At 67.8% G+C, this 19968-nt stretch carries 14 protein-coding genes; 8 read left to right on the plus strand and 6 right to left on the minus strand.

All coding sequences use genetic code 11. The features are described from left to right. Positions 1-400: 400 nt before the first annotated feature. The 3 genes from R5H29_RS18350 to hemH all read right to left on the minus strand — a co-directional run bounded on the left by R5H29_RS18350 (position 401) and on the right by hemH (position 4610). The gene (locus tag R5H29_RS18350) at positions 401-2506 is read right to left on the minus strand and encodes a methyl-accepting chemotaxis protein (protein WP_134735323.1); all 2106 of its coding nucleotides are present in this window, start codon (positions 2504-2506) and stop codon (positions 401-403) included. 290 nt (positions 2507-2796) lie between these two features. Then, positions 2797-3651, minus strand: a complete 855-nt coding sequence (locus R5H29_RS18355) for an alpha/beta hydrolase (RefSeq protein ID WP_332329584.1) — start codon at positions 3649-3651, stop codon at positions 2797-2799. Continuing rightward, complete coding sequence (hemH, locus tag R5H29_RS18360) at positions 3648-4610, minus strand: ferrochelatase (protein WP_019661774.1); 963 nt, start codon at positions 4608-4610, stop codon at positions 3648-3650. The genes R5H29_RS18355 and hemH overlap by 4 nt, the downstream gene beginning before the upstream one ends. A gap of 165 nt (positions 4611-4775) precedes the next feature. Between hemH and R5H29_RS18365 the strand changes: the two genes are divergently transcribed. From R5H29_RS18365 to tatC, 4 genes are all read left to right on the plus strand, one after another. Continuing rightward, a complete protein-coding gene (locus R5H29_RS18365; protein WP_019661773.1) occupies positions 4776-5666 on the plus strand; it encodes a YSC84-related protein in 891 nt (296 codons plus the stop codon). A gap of 75 nt (positions 5667-5741) precedes the next feature. Further along, the gene (gene tatA / locus R5H29_RS18370) at positions 5742-5969 is read left to right on the plus strand and encodes a Sec-independent protein translocase subunit TatA (RefSeq protein ID WP_026347229.1); all 228 of its coding nucleotides are present in this window, start codon (positions 5742-5744) and stop codon (positions 5967-5969) included. Positions 5970-5984: 15 nt separating this feature from the next. Beyond that, a complete protein-coding gene (gene tatB, locus R5H29_RS18375; protein WP_019661771.1) occupies positions 5985-6446 on the plus strand; it encodes a Sec-independent protein translocase protein TatB in 462 nt (153 codons plus the stop codon). Further along, positions 6443-7192, plus strand: coding sequence for a twin-arginine translocase subunit TatC (gene tatC, locus R5H29_RS18380; RefSeq protein ID WP_058979271.1), 750 nt, complete (start codon positions 6443-6445; stop codon positions 7190-7192). Before tatB ends, tatC begins: the two co-directional genes overlap by 4 nt. Before the next feature lie 107 nt (positions 7193-7299). Here tatC and R5H29_RS18385 read toward each other — a convergent pair whose 3' ends face one another. Genes R5H29_RS18385 through R5H29_RS18395 form a run of 3 tightly spaced genes read right to left on the minus strand, consistent with a single transcriptional unit; the run spans position 7300 to position 10814 of the window. Then, positions 7300-8211, minus strand: coding sequence for a BPSS1780 family membrane protein (locus R5H29_RS18385; protein WP_019661770.1), 912 nt, complete (start codon positions 8209-8211; stop codon positions 7300-7302). 49 nt (positions 8212-8260) lie between these two features. Further along, entirely contained in the window at positions 8261-9007 is a 747-nt protein-coding gene (locus R5H29_RS18390; protein WP_188250640.1) for a glutamine amidotransferase, read from the minus strand. Continuing rightward, positions 8979-10814, minus strand: a complete 1836-nt coding sequence (locus tag R5H29_RS18395; protein ID WP_227844910.1) for a GspE/PulE family protein — start codon at positions 10812-10814, stop codon at positions 8979-8981. The genes R5H29_RS18390 and R5H29_RS18395 overlap by 29 nt, the downstream gene beginning before the upstream one ends. Before the next feature lie 83 nt (positions 10815-10897). Here R5H29_RS18395 and glyQ point away from each other — a divergent pair, with 83 nt between their 5' ends. The 4 genes from glyQ to R5H29_RS18415 all read left to right on the plus strand — a co-directional run bounded on the left by glyQ (position 10898) and on the right by R5H29_RS18415 (position 19959). Further along, on the plus strand, positions 10898-11809 hold the full coding sequence (gene glyQ, locus R5H29_RS18400; protein ID WP_019661767.1) for a glycine--tRNA ligase subunit alpha: 912 nt from the start codon (positions 10898-10900) through the stop codon (positions 11807-11809). A 73-nt stretch (positions 11810-11882) separates the two neighbouring features. After that, positions 11883-13958 (plus strand): glycine--tRNA ligase subunit beta, encoded by a 2076-nt coding sequence (gene glyS, locus R5H29_RS18405; RefSeq protein WP_332329585.1) that lies wholly within the window; start codon positions 11883-11885, stop codon positions 13956-13958. Between the two features lie 353 nt (positions 13959-14311). Further along, positions 14312-16108: an autotransporter assembly complex family protein gene (locus R5H29_RS18410; protein ID WP_171952692.1), complete on the plus strand. Its 1797-nt coding sequence runs from the start codon at positions 14312-14314 to the stop codon at positions 16106-16108. Beyond that, entirely contained in the window at positions 16105-19959 is a 3855-nt protein-coding gene (locus R5H29_RS18415; protein WP_171952447.1) for a translocation/assembly module TamB domain-containing protein, read from the plus strand. Before R5H29_RS18410 ends, R5H29_RS18415 begins: the two co-directional genes overlap by 4 nt. The last annotated feature ends 9 nt before the right edge of the window (positions 19960-19968 follow it).

The raw sequence follows: 19968 nt of genomic DNA on the forward strand, positions 1-19968 counted from the left end.
GGGCCGGCAAACCGACCGCTGTGTGGGCGTGGTGTTGTTAGGGGCCAACCTTGGTTGGCGCCGCTGTTCCTCGCAGGGGGATCCCCGGTTGGCGTGTATCTACGGGGCTATTTAACACCGTGGGGTTGCCGCCCCGCGGCCGGAAAGTTTGGGCGCGTTAAACACGGGGTAGTGCCGGCCGCTGGCCGGCAACCCGATGGCATTACATCGCCCGGTAGATCCACGCCATGCGTGGATACCCCGTGCGAGGAGCAGCGGTGCCAAGGTTGGCCGCTACCAACAGCAGGCCCACACTGCAATCGGTTGCCGGCCAGCGGCCGGCACTACCAGGGGCAGGTCACGCATAAAAAGACGGCGCCCTGCGGGCGCCGTCCTCATCCACTCGCTTGGCAGACCCTGATCAGGCGGCCCGCGGGACCTCGTGTGCTTCCTGCTGGCGGAAGACCGACACCGCTTCAGTCAGCGTCCCAGCCTGCGACTGCAGCTCACGTGCGGCAGCGGTGGCCTCCTCCACCAGCGCCGCATTCTGCTGCGTGGCCTGATCCATCTGCACCACGGTCTGGTTGATCTGCTCGATGCCAACCGACTGCTCCTGAGATGCCGCCGAGATCTCGTGCATCAGGTGGCTGACATTCTCAACGCCCCCGACAATGCCCTGCATCCGCTGGCCCGCATCGGCCACCAGCTGGGCACCTTCGCCCACCTGGCGACCCGCCTCATCGATCAGCTTCTTGATTTCCTGTGCGGCGGCGGCGGAGCGCTGCGCCAGCACGCGCACCTCGCTGGCCACCACCGCGAAGCCGCGGCCCTGCTCGCCGGCACGGGCGGCCTCCACTGCCGCGTTGAGCGCGAGGATATTGGTCTGGAAGGCGATGCCATCGATCACGCCAGTGATGTCGCCGATCCGCTTCGAGGCTCCCTCGATCGCCTGCATGGTGTCGACGACCCGCTGCATGGCGACGTTGCCGTCGCTGGCGGCGCTCTGGGTGGTGATTGCCAGCTGGCTCGCCTCGCGCGCATGGGCAGCGTTCTGGCGCACGGTGGCGGTCAGCTCTTCCATCGAAGCGGCGGTTTCCTGCAGGTGCGCTGCCTGGCGCTCGCTGCGCTCGGACAGCGCGCCATTGCCCGCAGCGATTTCGCTCGCAGCGGTGCTGATCGAGGACGCGCACTGCTGGATACGGCCCACCATGCGCGCCAGCTGGCCGGCGGTGGCGTTGGCATCGCGCTGGATCGCGGCAAAGGCGCCGTGATACTCACCATGCATGCGTCGATCGAGATCGCCGCTGGCCAGCGCCGAGAGCATCTGCCGCACCTCGTCAACCGTACTGCCCAACGTATCCAGCAACTGGTTGATGCCACCGGTGAGGCCATCGAGGAAGCTGGCACCTTCGGTTGCCTGCAGGCGCTGGTCGAGGTCGCCGGCGGCGGCGGCCGCGACGATGCCGGCGACGGCGTTCTCCAACGCGAGCTCATGGGTACGGTCATGCCACTCCACGGCGAAGCCCAGGCGCACGCCCTGTGCGTCGAAGACCGGAGTAACCACCTGTGCGAAGTGCACCGGGCCGATCTGTACCTTGCCGTTGTGGCTGACCTGCAGGCCATTGAGGATGGCGCGGATCCGGTCCGGGTTGGCGTGGAAGCGATGGATGCTGCTACCGACCAGGCGCTCGGCATCGAAATCGGGGAAGGCCTGGCGCAACGTTGCCTGCTGGTTACGCAGCAGGGCCACCACCGAGCGGTTCACGTAGCGGATCACGTGATCGTTGTCGGCAATCATCATCGCGGTGCGCGAGGCATCGAGGGCCTGGCGGATCTGCGCGTTCTCGGCGTGTGCCTCCGCTTCGCGTCCACGCTGGGCCTGCACATGGCGTGCGGTGTCGGCCAGCGCATGGGCCAGCGAACCTGGTGCGTAGGCGGTGGTGTCAGCATGTGCACCAAGATCGGCGCCGGTGGCGATGTCGCGCGCCAGCGCGGCCAGCCGGCGGGGACCGTGGCCGAGTGCTTCGGTCTGCTGGCGGAGCCGCAGTGCGACCTGGCCAAGGAACAGGGTCAGGCCGGCCAGCATCGCGGCCTGCAGCAGCGCCGGCCACAGCGCAGTACCGTCCAGCAGCGGTGCCAGCAGGGAGAGCGTACCGACGCCACCGGCCAGCCACACCGTAAGGCGATCACGGTGGCCCAGCAGCACGCCCAGCAGCAGGGCAATCGGCAATGCCGGTGACAGGCTGATGATCGCGCACAACACGGCCAGCTGCAGCGACAGCAGCAACGCCAGACCGTTGCGGGCGACGGCCCGGCCCGCCTGGGGGCCGCCCAACCACGCGGCTGGCAATACGGCGACGGCCGCCAACGCGGCGGCTTGTGCCTGCGGCCCACGCAGCGCCAGCACCAGGGCTGCCATAGCCAATATCCCGCTGCCGATCAGCAGGCGGCGGTCAGCGCGGCGCGCGAGCTGCTGCAGATGCGGCAGGCGGGCGGTATCGGGGGGACGGGAGGATGCAACGGACATCGGCGACTCCTGGGTCAGCTAAAGACAACGGCCACGCCGCAACGCACGCAGCAGGGCGTGACGAGGGCGGGTGCCGGGAATTCGGGGAATGCGACGCGATCAGCGACGCGCAGACGGGGCACCGTGGCCACATCCTGTGGATGACGGTGCAGCAGAGCGGGCATGCGGACTTCCTTGCAGGACCAGACACACGCCGCAGGCCCGACCGGGTCCGCGTGCGGCGGGCGCAGGGGCCCGCAACTGATGTATCGGCCGCAACTGCGCGGAGTGAAGTGCGCGAACGCCGCGACTCAGCCGGCGTTGTCGTTGCTGAAGAAGTGCAGGATCACGTCTGCGATCTGTTCCGGGTTTTCCATGTGCAGGTGATGGTTGCCGGGAAACACCGCCAGCCGCCCGTTGCGCAGGTGCTGCAGGCGCTCGCTGCGCATCGGCTCGGGGTAGTAGGACTGCGCAGGCGTGGCATAGATTACCTGCGTCGGGCAGGCGATGGCCTGCAGCAGGTTGTCGATCTGGCCTTCGCTGAGGCGGATCGCGGTGGGCAGCATCAGCCGCGGATCGCTGCACCAGCGGTAGCCGCCCTCGACCGGTTCCACGCCCCGCTCGACCAGCAGCCGTGCGCATCCTTCGCTGAGCTGGTTGGTCATCATCCGCGCACGGATCGGCGCGGCCAGGTCAGGGAACACGCGCAACTGCTTGCGTGCCAGTCCCCGCGTGGCGCTTACATGTTCACGCAGACGGTTGGCCGTTTCTTCCTCGGGGCCACGCAGGCCGCCCAGTGCTTCGATCGCCACCAGCCGCTCCACGCGGTCGCTGACCGAGGCGGTGAGACTGGCGATGCCGGCGCCCATTGAATGACCGAGCAGGCTGAAGCGGTCCCAGCCCAGCGCGTCGGCGACATCGAGTACGTGGCAGATCGCGGCGGCCGTGGTGTAGCTGGCACCGGCCGGCAGGTGCGCGCTGTGGCCATGCCCGGGCAGGTCGATGGCCACCAGCTGCAACGGCGACAGGTGCGGCGCCAGCGGCACGAAGCTGGCCGCATTGTCGAGCCAGCCATGCAGGGCCAGCACGCGCGGGCCGTCGCCGTGATTGCGCAGGCCGGCGACGCGCGCGCCACCGACCTCCAGTTCAAACGGCTGCAGACTCATGCCAGCGAGGCCACGGCCAGCCGCGCCAGGGCGCGAGCGTGTTCCGGATCGGCGTTGAGGCAGGGGATGTAGCGCATCGTCGCGCCGCGCTCGGCCAGCGTCTCGGTGAAGCCCAGCGCCACTTCCTCCAGCGTTTCCAGGCAATCGGTGGCAAAGCCCGGGCAGACCACGTCGATCTGCTTCACGCCGGATTCGGCCAGCGCCCACAGGCTGGGCTCGGCATACGGCTGCAGCCAGCGCTCGCGGCCGAAGCGCGACTGGTAACCCATCTGCCAGTCGTCCCTGCCCAGGCCCAGTGCGTGGGCGATGGCCTGCGCGCTTGCCTCGCAGCGCTGCGGATACGGGTCGCCCGCGTCGGCCAGGCGCTGTGGGATGCCATGGAAGGAGAACATCAGTTTCCGGCCGCGACCGTGCTGCTCCCAGTAGCGGCGGATCGATCCGGCCACGGCCTCGACCCAGCCTGGATCGACCGAGTAATCGCGCACCAGGCTGACGGTTACGCCTGGGTTGCGGCGCTGCCACGCATCGACGCGGTCTTCGACCGAGGCGGTGGTGGTGGTGGAGTACTGCGGGTACAGCGGCAGCACCACGATGCGGCGCGCGCCGTCGGCTGCCAGGCGGTCGAGCTCGCTGGCCAGCGCCGGTTCGCCGTAACGCATCGCATGGCGCACTGTCAGGGTCGGCAACAGGGCCTGCATGGCCTGCGCCAGCTGGCGTGTATGCACCATCAGCGGTGAGCCGTCGGGCAGCCAGACCTGGGCGTACTTGGCCGCCGAACGACTGCTGCGCAGGGGCAGGATCAGTCCGCGCAGCAGCGGCTGCCACAGCAGTGGCGGGATCGCGACCACGCGGCGGTCGGACAGGAATTCGGCCAGGTAACGGCGTACGGCGGGGGCCGTCGGCGTCTCGGGCGTGCCTAGGTTGACCGCCAGCACGGCGGTATCGGGTGCGTCGAGCATGGGCGGTATTGTCGCCGATCCGGCGCCGTGCCGGGATGCAGGGTTCGGATTGCAGGCATAGCGCGCATCAATGTGAGCAGGGAACGCTCATTGGGGATTCATGACAACGCTACTAATTTCAGTCACTTGCTATATCTTCCTATGGACTGACTTCTGGAGCCTGCCATGCGTCGCCCGATCCAAGCCCTGCTGATCGCCGCCAGCCTGCTGTCCAGCCAGGCCATGGCCGGACCGCAGGAAGACCAGCGTGCGCGCAATGCCGTGCGCGTGCTTGCTGAAATCCAGGAAATCCCCGAACAGGGCATTCCGGACAAACTGCTCGACGAAGGCCGCGCGGTCATCGTCATTCCCGACACGATCAAGGCCGGTCTGGTCATTGGTGGTCGTCGTGGCCACGGCCTGATGTCGGTGCGCATGCCCAACGGCGCCTGGTCCAATCCGGTGTTCGTGAAGCTGACCGGCGGCAGCATCGGCTTCCAGGCCGGCGTGCAGTCCTCGGACGTGGTGCTGGTGTTCCGCAACGACCGCAGCCTGGACAACCTGGTCAATGGCAAGTTCACGCTGGGCGCCGATGCCGGTGTCGCCGCCGGCCCGGTCGGCCGCAATGCCGCCGCTGCCACCGACGGCCAGCTGAAGGCCGAGATCTGGTCCTGGTCGCGCGCGCGCGGCCTGTTTGCCGGCGTCGCGCTGGATGGTGCGGTGCTGCAGATCGATGATGCCGCCAATCTGGATGCCTACGGCAGCAACACCACGCCGCGCATGATCTTCGAAGGCCGCGCTGCCGGTTCGCCGTCGATGGATGTGGTGGCCTTCCGTGACCGCCTGGAAGAGGCCACCTACGCTGCACGCAGCAACCGCAGCGGCAACGGCAGCGCACCGCGTCCGGCAGCGGCCCCGGCGGTTGCGCCGGCGCCTGTTCAGGCTGCTCCGGCCGCCCCGGCGGAAGCCACCACGGCGCCGCTGCAGAACGTGCCGCAGACCCCGCCACCGCAGCAGCAGGGCTTCCAGCCGGTCAATGACGGCGAAATCCGCACGGAAACGCTGGGCGGGAACTGACTTTCGTCACGCGCGCCGGCTTACAGCCGGTGCGCTATGCTCGACAGCCTGATCACTAACGTAACGAGCGTCTTTATGGGCAGTTTCAGCATCTGGCATTGGTTGGTCGTGCTGGCCATCGTCCTGCTGGTGTTCGGCACCAAGCGCCTGACCAGTGGCGCCAAGGACCTCGGCTCGGCGGTCAAGGAATTCAAGAAGGGCATGCGCGACGACGACAAGCCGAACGCGCAGCTGGGCGACGAGTCGCGCAGCCAGGATGCCTCGCGCACCGTGCAGGACGAGCACGACCGCAACCCACGCTGATCCGGAGCGGTCGCGGTGTTCGATATCGGCTTCAGCGAACTGCTGGTGATTGCCGTGGTCGCTCTGGTGGTGCTCGGTCCCGAGCGCCTGCCCAAGGCGGCCCGCTTCGCCGGCCTGTGGGTGCGTCGTGCCCGCAACCAGTGGGATTCGGTGAAACAGGAACTGGAGCGCGAACTGCACGCCGAAGAGATCAAGCGGCAGATGCAGGACGTGCGCCAAGGCATGCAGGACACCGAGAACCAGCTGCGCGCCAGTGGCGAAGCGCTCCGTCGCCAGGCCCAGCAGGCGCGGCAGCAGGGCGACGATCTGGCGCAGGAAGTGCGAGCACCGGCGCAGGCCGATCTGCCGCCGCACATGATTGCCCAGCCCGGCGTGGACCCACCGGCCCAGGCTGGCGCCGTTGCCGGGGCGGCTGCAGACGCGCCCGCTGAAGCAGCCGCGACACCGCCGCCGCAGAGCACGGAGCGCCAGCCATGAGTGAACAGGATTTCGGCGAAAGCTCGCTGGTCGAGCATCTGGTGGAACTGCGCGGCCGCCTGGTGCGCGCATTGCTGGGCCTGGGCGTGGTGCTGCTGGCGCTGCTGCCGTTTACCCAGAAGCTGTACAACGCGCTGGCCGAACCGCTGGTGTCGCAGCTGCCAAACGGGCAGACGATGATCGCCACCAACCCGGCCGGCGCCTTCTTCGCCCCGCTGAAGCTGACCTTCTTCGTCGCCCTGTTCGTGGCGGTGCCGTGGCTGCTGTACCAGTTGTGGGCGTTTGTTGCCCCGGGCCTGTACGCGCGTGAGAAACGCCTGGCCGTACCGCTGCTGGTGTCGTCGGTGCTGCTGTTCTACATCGGCTGCGCCTTCGCCTACTTCCTGGTGCTGCCGGCGGTGTTCCACTTCCTCACCACCTTCAGCCCGGACGTGATCGCGATCACCCCGGATGCGAACGCCTACCTGGATTTCGTGCTGGCGATCTTCTTCGCCTTCGGCGGCAGCTTCGAACTGCCGGTGGCGATGGTGATCCTGGTGCTGCTGGGCTGGGTGACGCCGCAGCAGTTCAAGGAAGGCCGTGGCTACGCAATCGTCGGCATCTTCGTGGTAGCCGCAGTGCTGACTCCGCCGGACGTGGTCTCGCAGCTGATGCTGGCGATCCCGATGTGCCTGCTGTACGAGCTGGGCATCCACGCCGCGCGCTGGCTGGTGCCGTCGTCGGTAGTGAAGAAGCCCGCCGCCTGAAAGACAAAAAGGGGACGGAGGGGATTATGTCGTTAAAGGCAAAAACGACTTAATCCCCTCCGTCCCCTTTTCTATCCACGCATGGCGTGGATCTACCTGCGTTCTGGTCAGGCGTGGAACACGTCGCTGGAGGTCGGCGTGGTCGGGATCGGCGGCGCCGCGCGGCTGCCGCGGTGCACGAACATCTGTTTCCACGCGGCGTAGACCGCGCCGACATACAGCGGCATCAGCACCGTGGTCAGCACCAGCTGGGCGATGAAGGCGGCGGCCAGCGGGCCGCCGATCAGCATCGCGATCTGGATCACGATCACGAACAGGATGTACATGCAGAACGCGGCGATCAGGCCGAGTGCGGCGAACACGATCATCGCGCCGATGTTCTCGATGCAGCCCTGCAGGCTCAGGCGCAGCGCGTGCATGCCGCTCTGCTTGTCGAACACCACCAGTGCCGGCTGGGTGAACATCGCCAGCGACAGCGCCACCGCGCTCAGGAACACCAGCAGCATCCACAGCGCAATGCGCTTTGCCGGCAGGTTGGCGACCAGCGCGGCGGCATCGTCCGGCTTGATCTGCTGGCCACTGCGGCTGATCTCTTCCATCTTGGTCATGACCTCGCTGAAGGCGGTGAAGCCCTCGCGACCGATCATCATGAACAGCAGCGCGCCCAGCAGCAGTACCGCCAGCACCTGGATCGCCAGCGGCACCAGCAGGTGGCTGACGCGGTGGTCGCGGATCGGCTGCAGCAAGTGCGAGGCCAGGCCCGGGCGGCCTTCGTCGATCTCGCCCACGGCGTAGAGCATGCCGCCGAACATGATCGGCGAGATGGCCAGGGTCATCAGCTGCACGGCCATGCCTGCCGCGCCGGGAATCAGCGTGGACAACAGGGTGACCAGCCAGCTCACCAGCAGCCAGGCCAGGCCGATCCGGGCCAGCTGCAGCGGCGCACGCCGGTACAGGGAGAACGTATCCAGCAACCACTGGGCGCCCGCCGAAGCCGGCAGCTTGCGAATCTCTTTCATGGACATCCGGGAGGGACAGGAGGGGCCGGGCGGCTGCCCGTGCCGCCGATTATCCCTGTTTTGCCGTCGGCTGGGCTGAAGACAGCCGCGCCTGGCGCACGAAACGGCGCAACAGCTGGCGGGCCAGCGGCGCGGCGCTGACTGCGCGCTCGATGGTGCGGGCGCAGCCGCCGTGGCGACCGATGCAGTCGGCGCGGGCACGCACGTAGCCGCGCATGTGGTGGGTGGCGAATTCCGGATGGAACTGCACCCCCCAGGCGTGGCGGCCCCAGCGGAATGCATGGCAGCCATCCAGCGGCGAGCGTGCCAGCACCTGGGCACCCTCGGGCGCACGCAGCACGGTCTGCAGGTGGGTGGCGTGGGCGGCGAAATGCTGCGGCAGGCCCTGGAACAACGGGTCCTGTGCCGCCTGCGGCTGCAGTTCCAGTTCGATCGTGCCGGACTCGCGGCCAGCCGGGTTGTAGGCCACCTCGCCCCCCAGCGCATGGGCCAGCAACTGATGGCCATAGCAGATGCCGAACACTGGCAGACCGGCGTGGGCAGTCTGGCGCAGCCATGCGGCGCTACGCTCGCTCCAGTCGGCGTGGTCGGTGACGAAGGCGGCCGAGCCGGTCACCAGCACGCCAGCAAAGGCATGCGGATCGGGAAGGGCATCACCGTGTTCGACATCGACCACCACCGTCTCGTGTTCTTCCAGCCCGGCGGCGACGCGAATCCAGTGTGGAAAGCGCCCATAGCGGCGCAGCGGCGGCACCGGTCGGCCGGTTTCAACGATCAGGAACGGGGCTGGATTCATCCGGGGGCGGCAGTACTGACAGGACTTCCTCGATTGTAGTCAGCCCCTGCGCCACCTTTTCAAGCCCGGCCTGGCGCAGGGTCCGCAGCCCTTCAGCACGTGCGGCACGGCTGAAACCGGCCAGATCCATGTCGGCGCGGATCTGCCCGCGCAGCCGCGAGCCCAATGGCAGCAACTCATACAGGCCGATGCGGCCAAGGAATCCGGTGCGCCGGCACTCCAGGCAGCCAACCGGCCGACAGGGCGTGGCGGCATCTGGATATGCGCCATCGCTATCAGCCAGCACCGCCCAGTCGGCAGCACCAAGGGTGTGCGGCTGCTTGCAGTGCGGGCACAGCGTGCGCACCAGGCGCTGGGCGAGGATGCCGTTGAGGGTGCTGGCGAGCAGGTAGTGCGGCACGCCCAGGTCGAGCAGGCGGGTGACCGCCGAGGGCGCGTCGTTGGTATGCAGGGTGGACAGCACCAGGTGGCCGGTCAGCGAGGCCTGGACCGCCATCTGCGCGGTCTCCAGGTCGCGGATCTCGCCGATCATGATGATGTCCGGGTCCTGCCGCAGCAGGGTGCGCACGCCGCTGGCGAAGTCCAGGTCGATGTTGGCCTGCACCTGCATCTGGTTGAACTCCGGCGCGATCATCTCGATCGGGTCCTCCACCGTGCACACGTTCACGTCCGGCGTGGCCAGCCGCTTCAGCGTGGAATACAGGGTGGTGGTCTTGCCCGAGCCGGTCGGGCCGGTGACCAGCACGATGCCGTGCGGCCGCTCGACCAGCGCATTCCAGCCGGCGGCCTCCTGCGGGCTGAAACCGAGCTGGTCGATGCTCTTGAAGGCGGCATCGGGGTCGAAGATGCGCATCACGCACTTCTCGCCGAAGGCGGTGGGCATGGTCGACAGGCGCATCTCGACCTCGCGGCCACCCGGCGAGCGGGTCTTGATGCGTCCATCCTGCGGGCGCCGGCGCTCGGCCAGGTCCATGCGGCCGAGCACCTTGATACGGCTGACCACCGCGGTCATCACCGCTGGCGGCACCTCGAACACCTTGTGCAGCACGCCGTCGATGCGGAAGCGCATGCGGCCCATCTCGCGACGCGGCTCCAGATGGATGTCCGAGGCGCGCTGTTCGTAGGCGTACTGCAGCAGCCAGTCGACGATGTGCACGATGTGCTGGTCGTCGGCATTGACGTCGCCGGTGCGGCCCAGCTCGACCAGCTGCTCGAAGCTGGGCAGCGTGGTGCTGGCCTCGCCGCGCACGTCGCCGCGGGCACCGCGCACCGAGCGGGTCACCCCGTAGAACTCCATGGTGTAGCGGTGCAGGTCCAGCGGGTTGACCACCGCCAGCTCGATGCGGCGGCGGGTCAGGTGCTGCAGGTCACGACGCCATTCCTGCACCAGCGGCTCGCTGGTGGCTACCAGCACGCGCTCGGCATCCACCGCCAGCGGCAGGAAGCGATGGCGGCGGGCGTAGGCATGCGACACCAGCGCGGTCACCGCAGCGACGTCGACCCGGGTCGGGTCGATGCGCAGGTAACGGCTGCCGGTGCGCTGCGCCAGCCACTCGGTCAGGCGTTCCAGGGTCAGTTCGCCGCCGCCCGTGGCGGCCAGCTTGAGGTTGGACAGCAGTACCAGCGGATGCACTTCACTGGCGTTGCGCGCGCCCTGCGCGGAAAACCGCATGCGCTCGCGGTCCTGCTCGGCCACCAGGTCATCGGCGACCAGAGCCGCGGCAATCTGCTCGAAATGAAGCCGTCCCCAGGGCAGCGGGACGCCGCCCGCCTCGCCGGGCGTGCCTGCCGGCAGCCGATGTTCCATCTGCCTGCTCCTCCCGGGTACGGAATGCCCCGCAGGTCGGCCGTTATACTAGCGCACCCCCTTGCCGGCCAAGACTCGTACGCATGTCCGCGACCCCGACCGTTCCGATCACCTTCCAGGGCCTGATCCAGACCCTGAACCAGTTCTGGGCCCAGCAGGGCTGCGTGCTCATCCAGCCGCTCGACCTGGAGGTGGGCGCCGGTACCTTCCACCCGGCCACCTTCCTGCGTGCGATCGGTCCGGAAAGCTGGAATGCGGCCTACGTGCAGCCGTCGCGGCGCCCGACCGATGGCCGTTACGGTGAGAACCCGAACCGCCTGCAGCGCTACTACCAGTACCAGGTGGCGATGAAGCCGGCGCCGGACAACATCCAGCAGCTGTACCTGGATTCGCTGAAGGCACTGGGCATCGATCCGCTGGTGCACGACCTGCGCTTCGTCGAGGACAACTGGGAATCGCCGACGCTGGGCGCGTGGGGCCTGGGCTGGGAAGTCTGGCTCAACGGCATGGAAGTGACCCAGTTCACCTACTTCCAGCAGGCTGGTGGCCTGGAATGCCGCCCGGTGCTGGGCGAGATCACCTATGGTCTCGAGCGCCTGTGCATGTACCTGCAGAACTGCGACAACGTCTACGACCTGGTCTGGACCTACGGCCCGGACGGCCAGCCGGTGACCTACGGTGACGTCTACCACCAGAACGAGGTGGAGCAGAGCACCTACAACTTCGAATACGCCGACGTGGAAGAAATGTTCCACCGTTTCGACGCCTGCGAGCGCGAAGCGCAGAAGCTGGTGGAAGTGGGCCTGCCGCTGCCGGCCTACGAGCAGGTGATGAAGGCCAGCCACACCTTCAACCTGCTCGATGCGCGCCGCGCGATCAGCGTGACCGAGCGCCAGCGCTACATCCTGCGGGTGCGCGCACTGGCCCAGGCGGTGGCCAAGGCGTATTACGAACAGCGCGAGAAGCTGGGCTTCCCGGGCGCGAAGAAGGCCTGAAGGCCGCGCTCTCCCCCTTACTCCGGGGCGCCGGACGCGTCGCGCGCTGCGCCCCCACCACAGGATTGAAACGATGAGCCAACTGTCCCCCCTGCTGATTGAACTGGGCACCGAAGAGTTGCCGGTCAAGGCGCTGCCGGGCCTGGCCCAGGCCTTCTTTGACGGTGTTGTCGAAGGCCTGCGCAAGCGTGGCATCGCGCTGGAACTGGGCGATGCGCGCCCGCTGTCCACCCCGCGCCGCCTGGCCGTGCTGCTGCCGGGCGTCGGCCTGGAACAGCCGGAACAGCACAGCGAAGTGCTGGGCCCGTATCTGAACATCGCGCTGGACGCCGAAGGCCAGCCGACCAAGGCCCTGCAGGGCTTCGCCGCCAAGGCCGGGATCGACTGGACCGCGCTGGAGAAGACCACCGACAACAAGGGTGAGCGCTTCGTGCACCGCGCGGTGACCCCGGGCGCGAGCACCGCCAGCCTGTTGCCGGAAATCCTGCGCGAGGCGATCGCGGCGATGCCGATTCCCAAGCCGATGCGCTGGGGCGATCACGCCTGGGGCTTCGCGCGCCCGGCGCACTGGCTGGTGCTGCTGCACGGTGCCACTGTGGTCGAGGCCGAACTGTTCGGCCTGCAGGCCGGCCGTGCCAGCCGTGGCCACCGCTTCCACCACGACCAGGCCGTGTCGCTGGCACAGCCGCAGGACTACGTTGAAGCGCTGCGCGCCGCGTTCGTGCTGGTCGATCCGAGCGAGCGCCGCGCACGCATCGTCGCCGAGGTCGAAGCCGCCGCAGCCAAGGCCGGTGGCAGTGCCCGCATCACCGAGGACAACCTGGAGCAGGTGGTGAACCTGGTCGAATGGCCGTCGGCAGTGCTGTGCAGCTTCGAGCCCGCGTTCCTGGCGGTGCCGCAGGAAGCGCTGATCGAGACGATGGAAATCAACCAGAAGTTCTTCCCCGTGCTGGATGCGGCCGGCACGCTGACCGAGAAGTTCATCGGCATTGCCAACATCGAGTCGAAGAACGTGGCCGAAGTGGCCAAGGGCTACGAGCGGGTGATCCGCCCGCGCTTCGCCGATGCCAAGTTCTTCTTCGACGAGGATCTGAAGCAGGGCCTGGTGTCGATGGGTGAGGGCCTGAAGACGGTGACCTACCAGGCCAAGCTGGGCAGCGTGGCCGACAAGGTGGCGCGCGTGGCCGCACTGGCCGAAGTGATCGCAGCCCAGGTCGGTGCCGACCCGGCGCAGGCCAAGCGGACTGCCGAGCTGGCCAAGAACGACCTGCAGTCGCGCATGGTCAACGAATTCCCGGAACTGCAGGGCATCGCCGGCCGCCACTACGCCGTGGCAGGTGGTGAATCGGCCGAGGTTGCGCTGGCCATCGACGAGGCCTACCAGCCGCGCTTCGGTGGTGATGACATCGCGCTGTCGCCGCTGGGCAAGGTGCTGGCCATCGCCGAACGCGTGGATACGCTGGCCGGTGGTTTTGCTGCAGGCCTGAAGCCGACCGGCAACAAGGACCCGTTCGCCCTGCGCCGCAACGCGCTGGGCCTGGCCCGCACGATCATCGAAAGCGGCTTCGAGCTGGACCTGCGCGCGCTGCTGGCCAGCGCCAACGGCGGCCTGGCGGCGCGCAACGTGCAGGCCGACGTCGGCGAGCTGTACGACTTCATCCTCGACCGCCTGAAGGGCTACTACGGCGACAAGGGCGTGCCGGCTTCACACTTCAACGCTGTGGCCGAGCTGAAACCGGCCTCGCTGTACGACTTCGACCGCCGCTTGGATGCGATCGGCATCTTTGCGACGCTGCCGGAAGCCGAAGCGCTGGCCGCGGCCAACAAGCGCATCCGCAACATCCTGCGCAAGGCCGAGGGCGAGATTCCGGCGCAGATCGACGCGGCACTGCTCCAGGAAGATGCCGAGCGCGCGCTGGCCGAAGCGGTCACCGCCGCCATCGATGACACCGGCGCCAGCCTGCACCAGAAGGACTATGTGGCGGTGCTGGCACGCCTGGCGCGCCTGCGTCCGCAGGTCGACGCGTTCTTCGATGGCGTGATGGTCAACGCGGAAGATCCGGCACTGCGTGGCAACCGCCTGGCACTGCTGACGATGCTGGGCGAGCGCCTGGGCAAGGTGGCGGCGATCGAGCATCTGTCGAGCTGACGCCCGTATCCGTAGTGCCGGCCGCTGGCCGGCAACCCACAGATCCGGGGCAAAGCCGGCCCCCGGCCGGCCCTCCGGATACGGGCGTCCCCTCGCCAGATGCACGATCGCCGCCCCCTTGCCCAGGCGCTCGCCCCGCAACGGCAGCCGTGCCCGGGGGGTGCCCGCCCGGGGCCCGCCACTACCGGAACATCGCCGGCGGATGTCCATCGGGATCATCGGCGTCGCCGCACGCGACGTCGGCATCCTCGAGTGCGATTCCGATGATCGCCACAAAGGCGCGTATTTTGACCGCCACTTAACAACCGATCTCCAACGACGTGATGCATTTCGCATCGTCACCTCCGGTCGGTATGCTGTGCCGCATGCAGCCAAAGAAATACGCCCTGCCGCTGATGGTCCTGTCGCTGGCCGCCACCTCCGTGGCCCACGCGCGCGGCACCATCGACAAGGTGGACATCAAGGGATTGGACAAGGGCGACGACGCCGCAATCATCGAGAACATCCAGGAATCGCTGTCGCTGTTCGACACGATCGGCAAGGAGCAGGGTGAATCGCGCCTGGAGTACCTGCTGTCGCAGGCCGAGCGGCAGACCCGCCAGGCGCTGGAACCGTTCGGGTACTACAACCCGGTGATCAAGGTCGAGGCGCCGCGCCAGGATGAGCACGTGCGCGTGCTCATCCATGTCGACAAGGGGGCCCCGGTGACCGTGCGCCGCGAGCACATCGACATCACCGGCCCGGCGATGTACGACCAGTACCTGCAGGACGACCTGGCCGCATTCAAGCCCCGCAAGGGCCAGCGCTTCGAGCACACCCAGTACGAAGCCAGCAAGATCACCATCACCCGGCGCCTGGCCGAGCGTGGCTACTTCGATGCCGACTACACCCAGCGCCAGGTGCAGATCACCCGCGCCGACAACGCGGCCGACATCGACCTGACCTGGGACAGCGGCCGCCGCTACAACATGGGCCCGGTGCGCTTCCAGCAGGACTACTTCGTCGACAAGCTGTTCGACCCGCTGGTGTACTGGGAGCAGGGCAGCTACTACCACGAGGGCAAGCTGGACCGGCTGCGCGAGTCGCTGACCAAGCTGGACTACTTCAGCGTGATCGACATCCAGCCGCGCCCGGACCAGGCCGACGAAAACGGCGAAGTGCCGGTGGACGTGAAGCTGACGCGCGCCAAGCGCACCATCTACACCGCGGGCCTGAGCTACGGCAGCGAGAGTGGCCCGGGTGTGCGTGGTGGCATCGAGCGGCGGTTCCTGAACAACCGCGGCCACAAGATGAACACGCAGCTGGACTATGCGCAGAAGCGCAAGAGCCTGATCACCAGCTACCGCATTCCAGCCTTCAACTGGCTTGATGGCTGGTACACCTTCGCTGCCAGCGCCTACGACGAGCAGACCGACTACATCGACCTGCGCAACTTCAAGCTGATCGCCAGCCGCAGCGGCGAGATCAACGAACACTGGACCGCGATCGCCTCGATCAACGCGCTGCGCGAGCGCTGGCGCTATGCCTCCGGCACCGAATTCACCGACGCGGTCTACAACACCTCGACGCTGGTGTACCCGCAGATGGTTGCCGACTACGTCAACGTCGATGACGAGCTGTTCCCGCGCAAGGGCGTCAGCGGTACGGCAACGATGCGCGCCGGTGTGGAAGGTGCGGGTTCGGACACCAGCTTCGTGCAGGCCAATGCCGTGCTGCGCTGGTACATCCCGGTGGGCGATAGCAATCGCCTGATCCTGCGCGGCGAGGGTGGCACCACCTGGACCAGCGACCTGGTGGCGATGCCGCCGAGCCTGCGCTACTTCGCCGGTGGTGACCGCAGCATCCGCGGCTACGCCTACCGTGAGGTTGGCCCACGTACGCCGAAGCCGGACAAGTATGCGCTGGGTGCCAAGAACCTGGTGATCGGCTCGGCCGAGTACGAGCACTACTTCAACGGTGGCCCCTGGGGTGCGGCGGTGTTCGTCGATACCGGCAGTGCCTTTGACAACACCATCGACCTGCATACCGGCGTCGGCTTCGGCGTGCGCTGGAAATCGCCGGTGGGCCCGGTGCGGGTGGATATCGCGCACGGCCTGAACAACCCGGATTCGCAGTTCCAGCTGTACCTCAACATCGGAGCGGACCTGTGAGTGCCCCTGCACCGACTCCGAACAGGCCGCCGCGCGTGCGTTTCTACCGGCGCCGCCGCTTCTGGGCCTGGTCCGGCGTGGGCGTGCTGGGCCTGGTGCTGCTGGCCCTGCTGGCGGTGTACTGGCTGCTGCAGACCGTGGCCGGCCGTGACGTACTGCTGGCCCAGGTGGTGGCGCGCCTCCCGGTGGGTGCCAGCTTCACCTGGGACAAGGTGGACGGCCCGGTGGCAGGGCCGCTGACCCTGTACAACGTCGACTTCCGTTACGACGACATCCATTTCCACGCCGAGCGCGCCTACCTGGAGCCGGACCTGCGCCCGCTGCTGGGCCGCAAGCTGCTGCTGGACAAGCTGGAGCTGAGCAACGCGACGTTGAACCTGGCCAAGAGCGATGAGCCGTTCAAGCTGCCGTCGTGGCCCGATTCGCTGCCGCAGATCGAGATGCCGCTGGCGATCCAGGCCGACGCCATTGCCATCGACGGCTTCCGCATCAGCCAGGCCAACGAGCCGGTGATCGACATCAGTCGCGTGCGTGGTGGCATCGAGATCGCCAATGGCGAGTTCCAGGCACGCAGGCTGGTGGTGGACAGCGACATGGGCAACTTCACCGCCCAGGGTCGCTACATCCCGGCCAAGGACTACGACACCGACGTGACCGTCACTGCCGTGCTGCCGGCACCGCGTGGGCGCACGGCCGCCACGGTGGGCCTGGTCGCCCGCGGTGACCTGTCGCACATGGAAGTGGCCGTAGCCGGGCGCGCGCCGAAACCACTGCACGCGATGCTGGTGTTCGATGGCCGCACCGACCCGACCTGGAACGCCAGCGTGCGCAGCGACGAGCTGGATCTGGCGCTGCTGTCGCCAGCATTGGCGAGCTCGGCGATCGCGCCGTTGTCGCTGGACTTCACCGCCGCCGGCAAGGGCGGCAATGCCAACCTGCGTGGCAAGGTAAAGCAGGGCGATCAGGAACTGGAACTGGCACCGTCGGTGGTGTCATTGCAGGACCAGGTGCTGAAGGTCTCACCGCTGCTGGTGAAGGGCCTTGGCGGTGAGGCGCGGCTGGAAGGTACCGCCGATTTCAGTCAGGAAGACCAGCAGAAGCTCAACTTCTCGGTGGTCGCGCGTGACCTGACCTGGGTGCCGGCACCGGACCCGAACACCGCCGGCAGCGCACCGGTGCCGGTCACCCTGAAGGAAGCACGCTTCGGCCTGGCCGGTACCCTGAAGGCCTGGGCGGCGATCGGCCGCGCCGATGTCGAACGCGAAAAGCAGAAGGCCCAGCTGCGCTTTGACGTACGCGGCAACGACCAGGCCGCGTCGATCCACCAGTTGCAGGCGCAGACGCCGGGTGGACAGCTGCAGGTGGAAGGCCAGGTGGCGTGGGCACCGCAGCTGGACTGGGATGCCAAGGCCACGCTGAAGGACTTCGACCCTGGCTACTTCGTGCCGGGCTGGAACGGCCGGCTGTCCGGCAACCTGGCTTCGAAGGGACGGCAACTGCCGCCGCCGGCAAACGCACCGCCGGGTACCACCGGCACACTGGAAGCCACGGTCGATCTGCCGTCGCTGAAGGGCGTGCTGCGCCAGCGCAATCTCGATGCGCAGGGAAAGTTCGCGCTGCAGGGCGCGCAGGGCCAGGGCGACCTGAAGCTGTCGCTGGGCAGCAGCCGGGTGACCGCGTCGGGCAAGGTCGGCGACCGCCTCGATATCGATGCGCGTTTCGAACCGCTGCAGCTGAGCGATCTGCTGCCGGGCGCCGATGGTGGCCTGCGTGGCCAGGTACAGGTGAAGGGCCCGCGCGACGCGCCGGACATCACCGCCGACCTGGTCGGCAACAACCTCAACTGGGACGGCTACGGCGCCGAAAGCGTGAGCATCAAGGGCCGCCTGCCGTGGCGCGGCGACAGCGGCACGCTGGCGATCCAGGGCCAGCAGGTCAACGCGGGCATGCTGCTGGAGCGCTTGAACGTGGATGCGCAGGGCAGTGTCTCCAACCTGCGCCTGGCTGCGCAGACCCGCAACGAGATGGGGGCGATCGAGCTGCAGGGCAGCGTGCGCCAGCAGGGCACGCAGTGGCGCGGCGAGCTGGCCTCGCTGCGCATCGCACCGGTGAAGGGTGATGCGTGGTCGCTGCGTGCACCGGCGGCGTTCGCGATCAACGGCAGCACCTACACCCTGTCCGAAGCCTGCCTGGCCGCCGCCAGCAGCGGCGCGCTGTGCGCACAGGCCAACTGGCCGCGCGAAGGCCTGGTGGTGCGCAGTGACGCGCTGCCGCTGGCGCTGGTGCAGCCGTGGCTGCCGCCGCAGTCCGGCCGCCGCATCTATCTGCGCGGCGACGTCAGCCTGGACGCGCAGATCCGCCCGCGTGGCGCGGCCTGGGAAGGCCATGTGGAAGTGCGCTCGAAGGAAGGCGGCGTGCGCCTGGGCGAGAACCGCAACACCGTGGGCGATACCACCCGCGGCGAACTGGTGCGCTATGACCAGTTCTCGCTGAAGCTCGACATGACCCCGTCCAGCATCAAGGGCTACCTGGGCATGGGCTTCCAGGGCAACGGCTTCGTCGACGCGAAGATGCAGACCGGCTGGGAAGCCAGTGCACCACTGAACGGTGAGCTCTATCTGAACATGTCGCGGCTGTACTGGCTGGAGCTGTTCTCGCCGGACATCGTGCGCCCGACCGGCCTGATCGAGGGCCACGTGAGCCTGCGCGGTACGCGCGGGCAGCCGTCGCTGGGTGGCGACGCGCAGCTGAGCAACTTCAAGGGTGAATTCCCCGCGCTGGGCCTGACCTTCGACCAGGGCAAGGGCAGCTTCGTGGCCCAGCCCGACGGTTCGGCCAAGATCACCGCGCAGGCCAACTCCGGCCAGGGCACGCTGTACGTGGACGGTGGCCTGTCGTGGTTCGGTGATGCGCAGCCCTTGCAGCTGAAGATCCACGGCGAGAACGTGCTGCTGTCCAACACCAGCGAACTGCGCATCGTCGCCAACCCCAACCTCGACTTCACCCTGGCCAAGGCAGCGATGGAGCTGCGCGGTACCGTCCACGTGCCCGAGGCCGACATCGACCTGGAGCGCCTGGACCGTGGCACCTCGGTGTCCGAAGACGTGGTGGTGCTCGACCCGGCCGATCCGGAAGAGTCGCGCACCTCGCCGCTGGACATGGACCTGACGGTCAGCCTGGGCGACAAGGTGAAGATGACCGGGTTCGGCCTGAAGGGCGCGCTGACCGGCAAGATGCAGGTCTGGGCCAAGCCCGGCCGCGAAATGACCGCCAATGGCGGCCTGGAAGTGAGCGGCCGCTACAAGGCGTATGGGCAGGACCTGACCATCACCCGTGGCAACCTCAACTGGAACTACAACGCGGTGTCCGACCCGCGCATCAACATCCGCGCCGAGCGCCGCATCGGTGATGTCACCGCCGGCATCGACGTGACCGGGCGTGCCCAGCAACCGCGTGCCGACGTGTGGTCCGATCCGGCGATGTCGCAGTCCGAGGCACTGGCCTATCTGGTGCTGGGACGCAGCCTGACCGGCGCCAGCAGCGACCAGGCGCAGCAGGTCAACGCGGCCTCGGCGGCGCTCTCGGCTGGCAGTGGCCTGCTCGCCTCGCAGCTGGGTGCCAAGCTGGGCCTGGATGATGCAGGCGTGAGCCAGTCGCGCGCGCTGGGTGGTTCGGTGATCGGCGTCGGCAAGTACATCTCGCCCAAGCTTTACGTGGGTTACGGCGTGTCGCTGGTGGGCGCCGGTTCGGTGATCACGCTGAAGTACCTGCTGCGCCGCGGGTTTGATGTGGAAGTGGAATCGAGCACGGTGGAAAACCGTGGTTCGATCAACTGGCGGCGGGAGAAATGACCGGGTCGG

Origin of the sequence: Stenotrophomonas sp. A3_2, assembly GCF_036624925.1 — a bacterium.
GTDB classification, from domain to species: Bacteria; Pseudomonadota; Gammaproteobacteria; order Xanthomonadales; family Xanthomonadaceae; genus Stenotrophomonas; species Stenotrophomonas hibiscicola.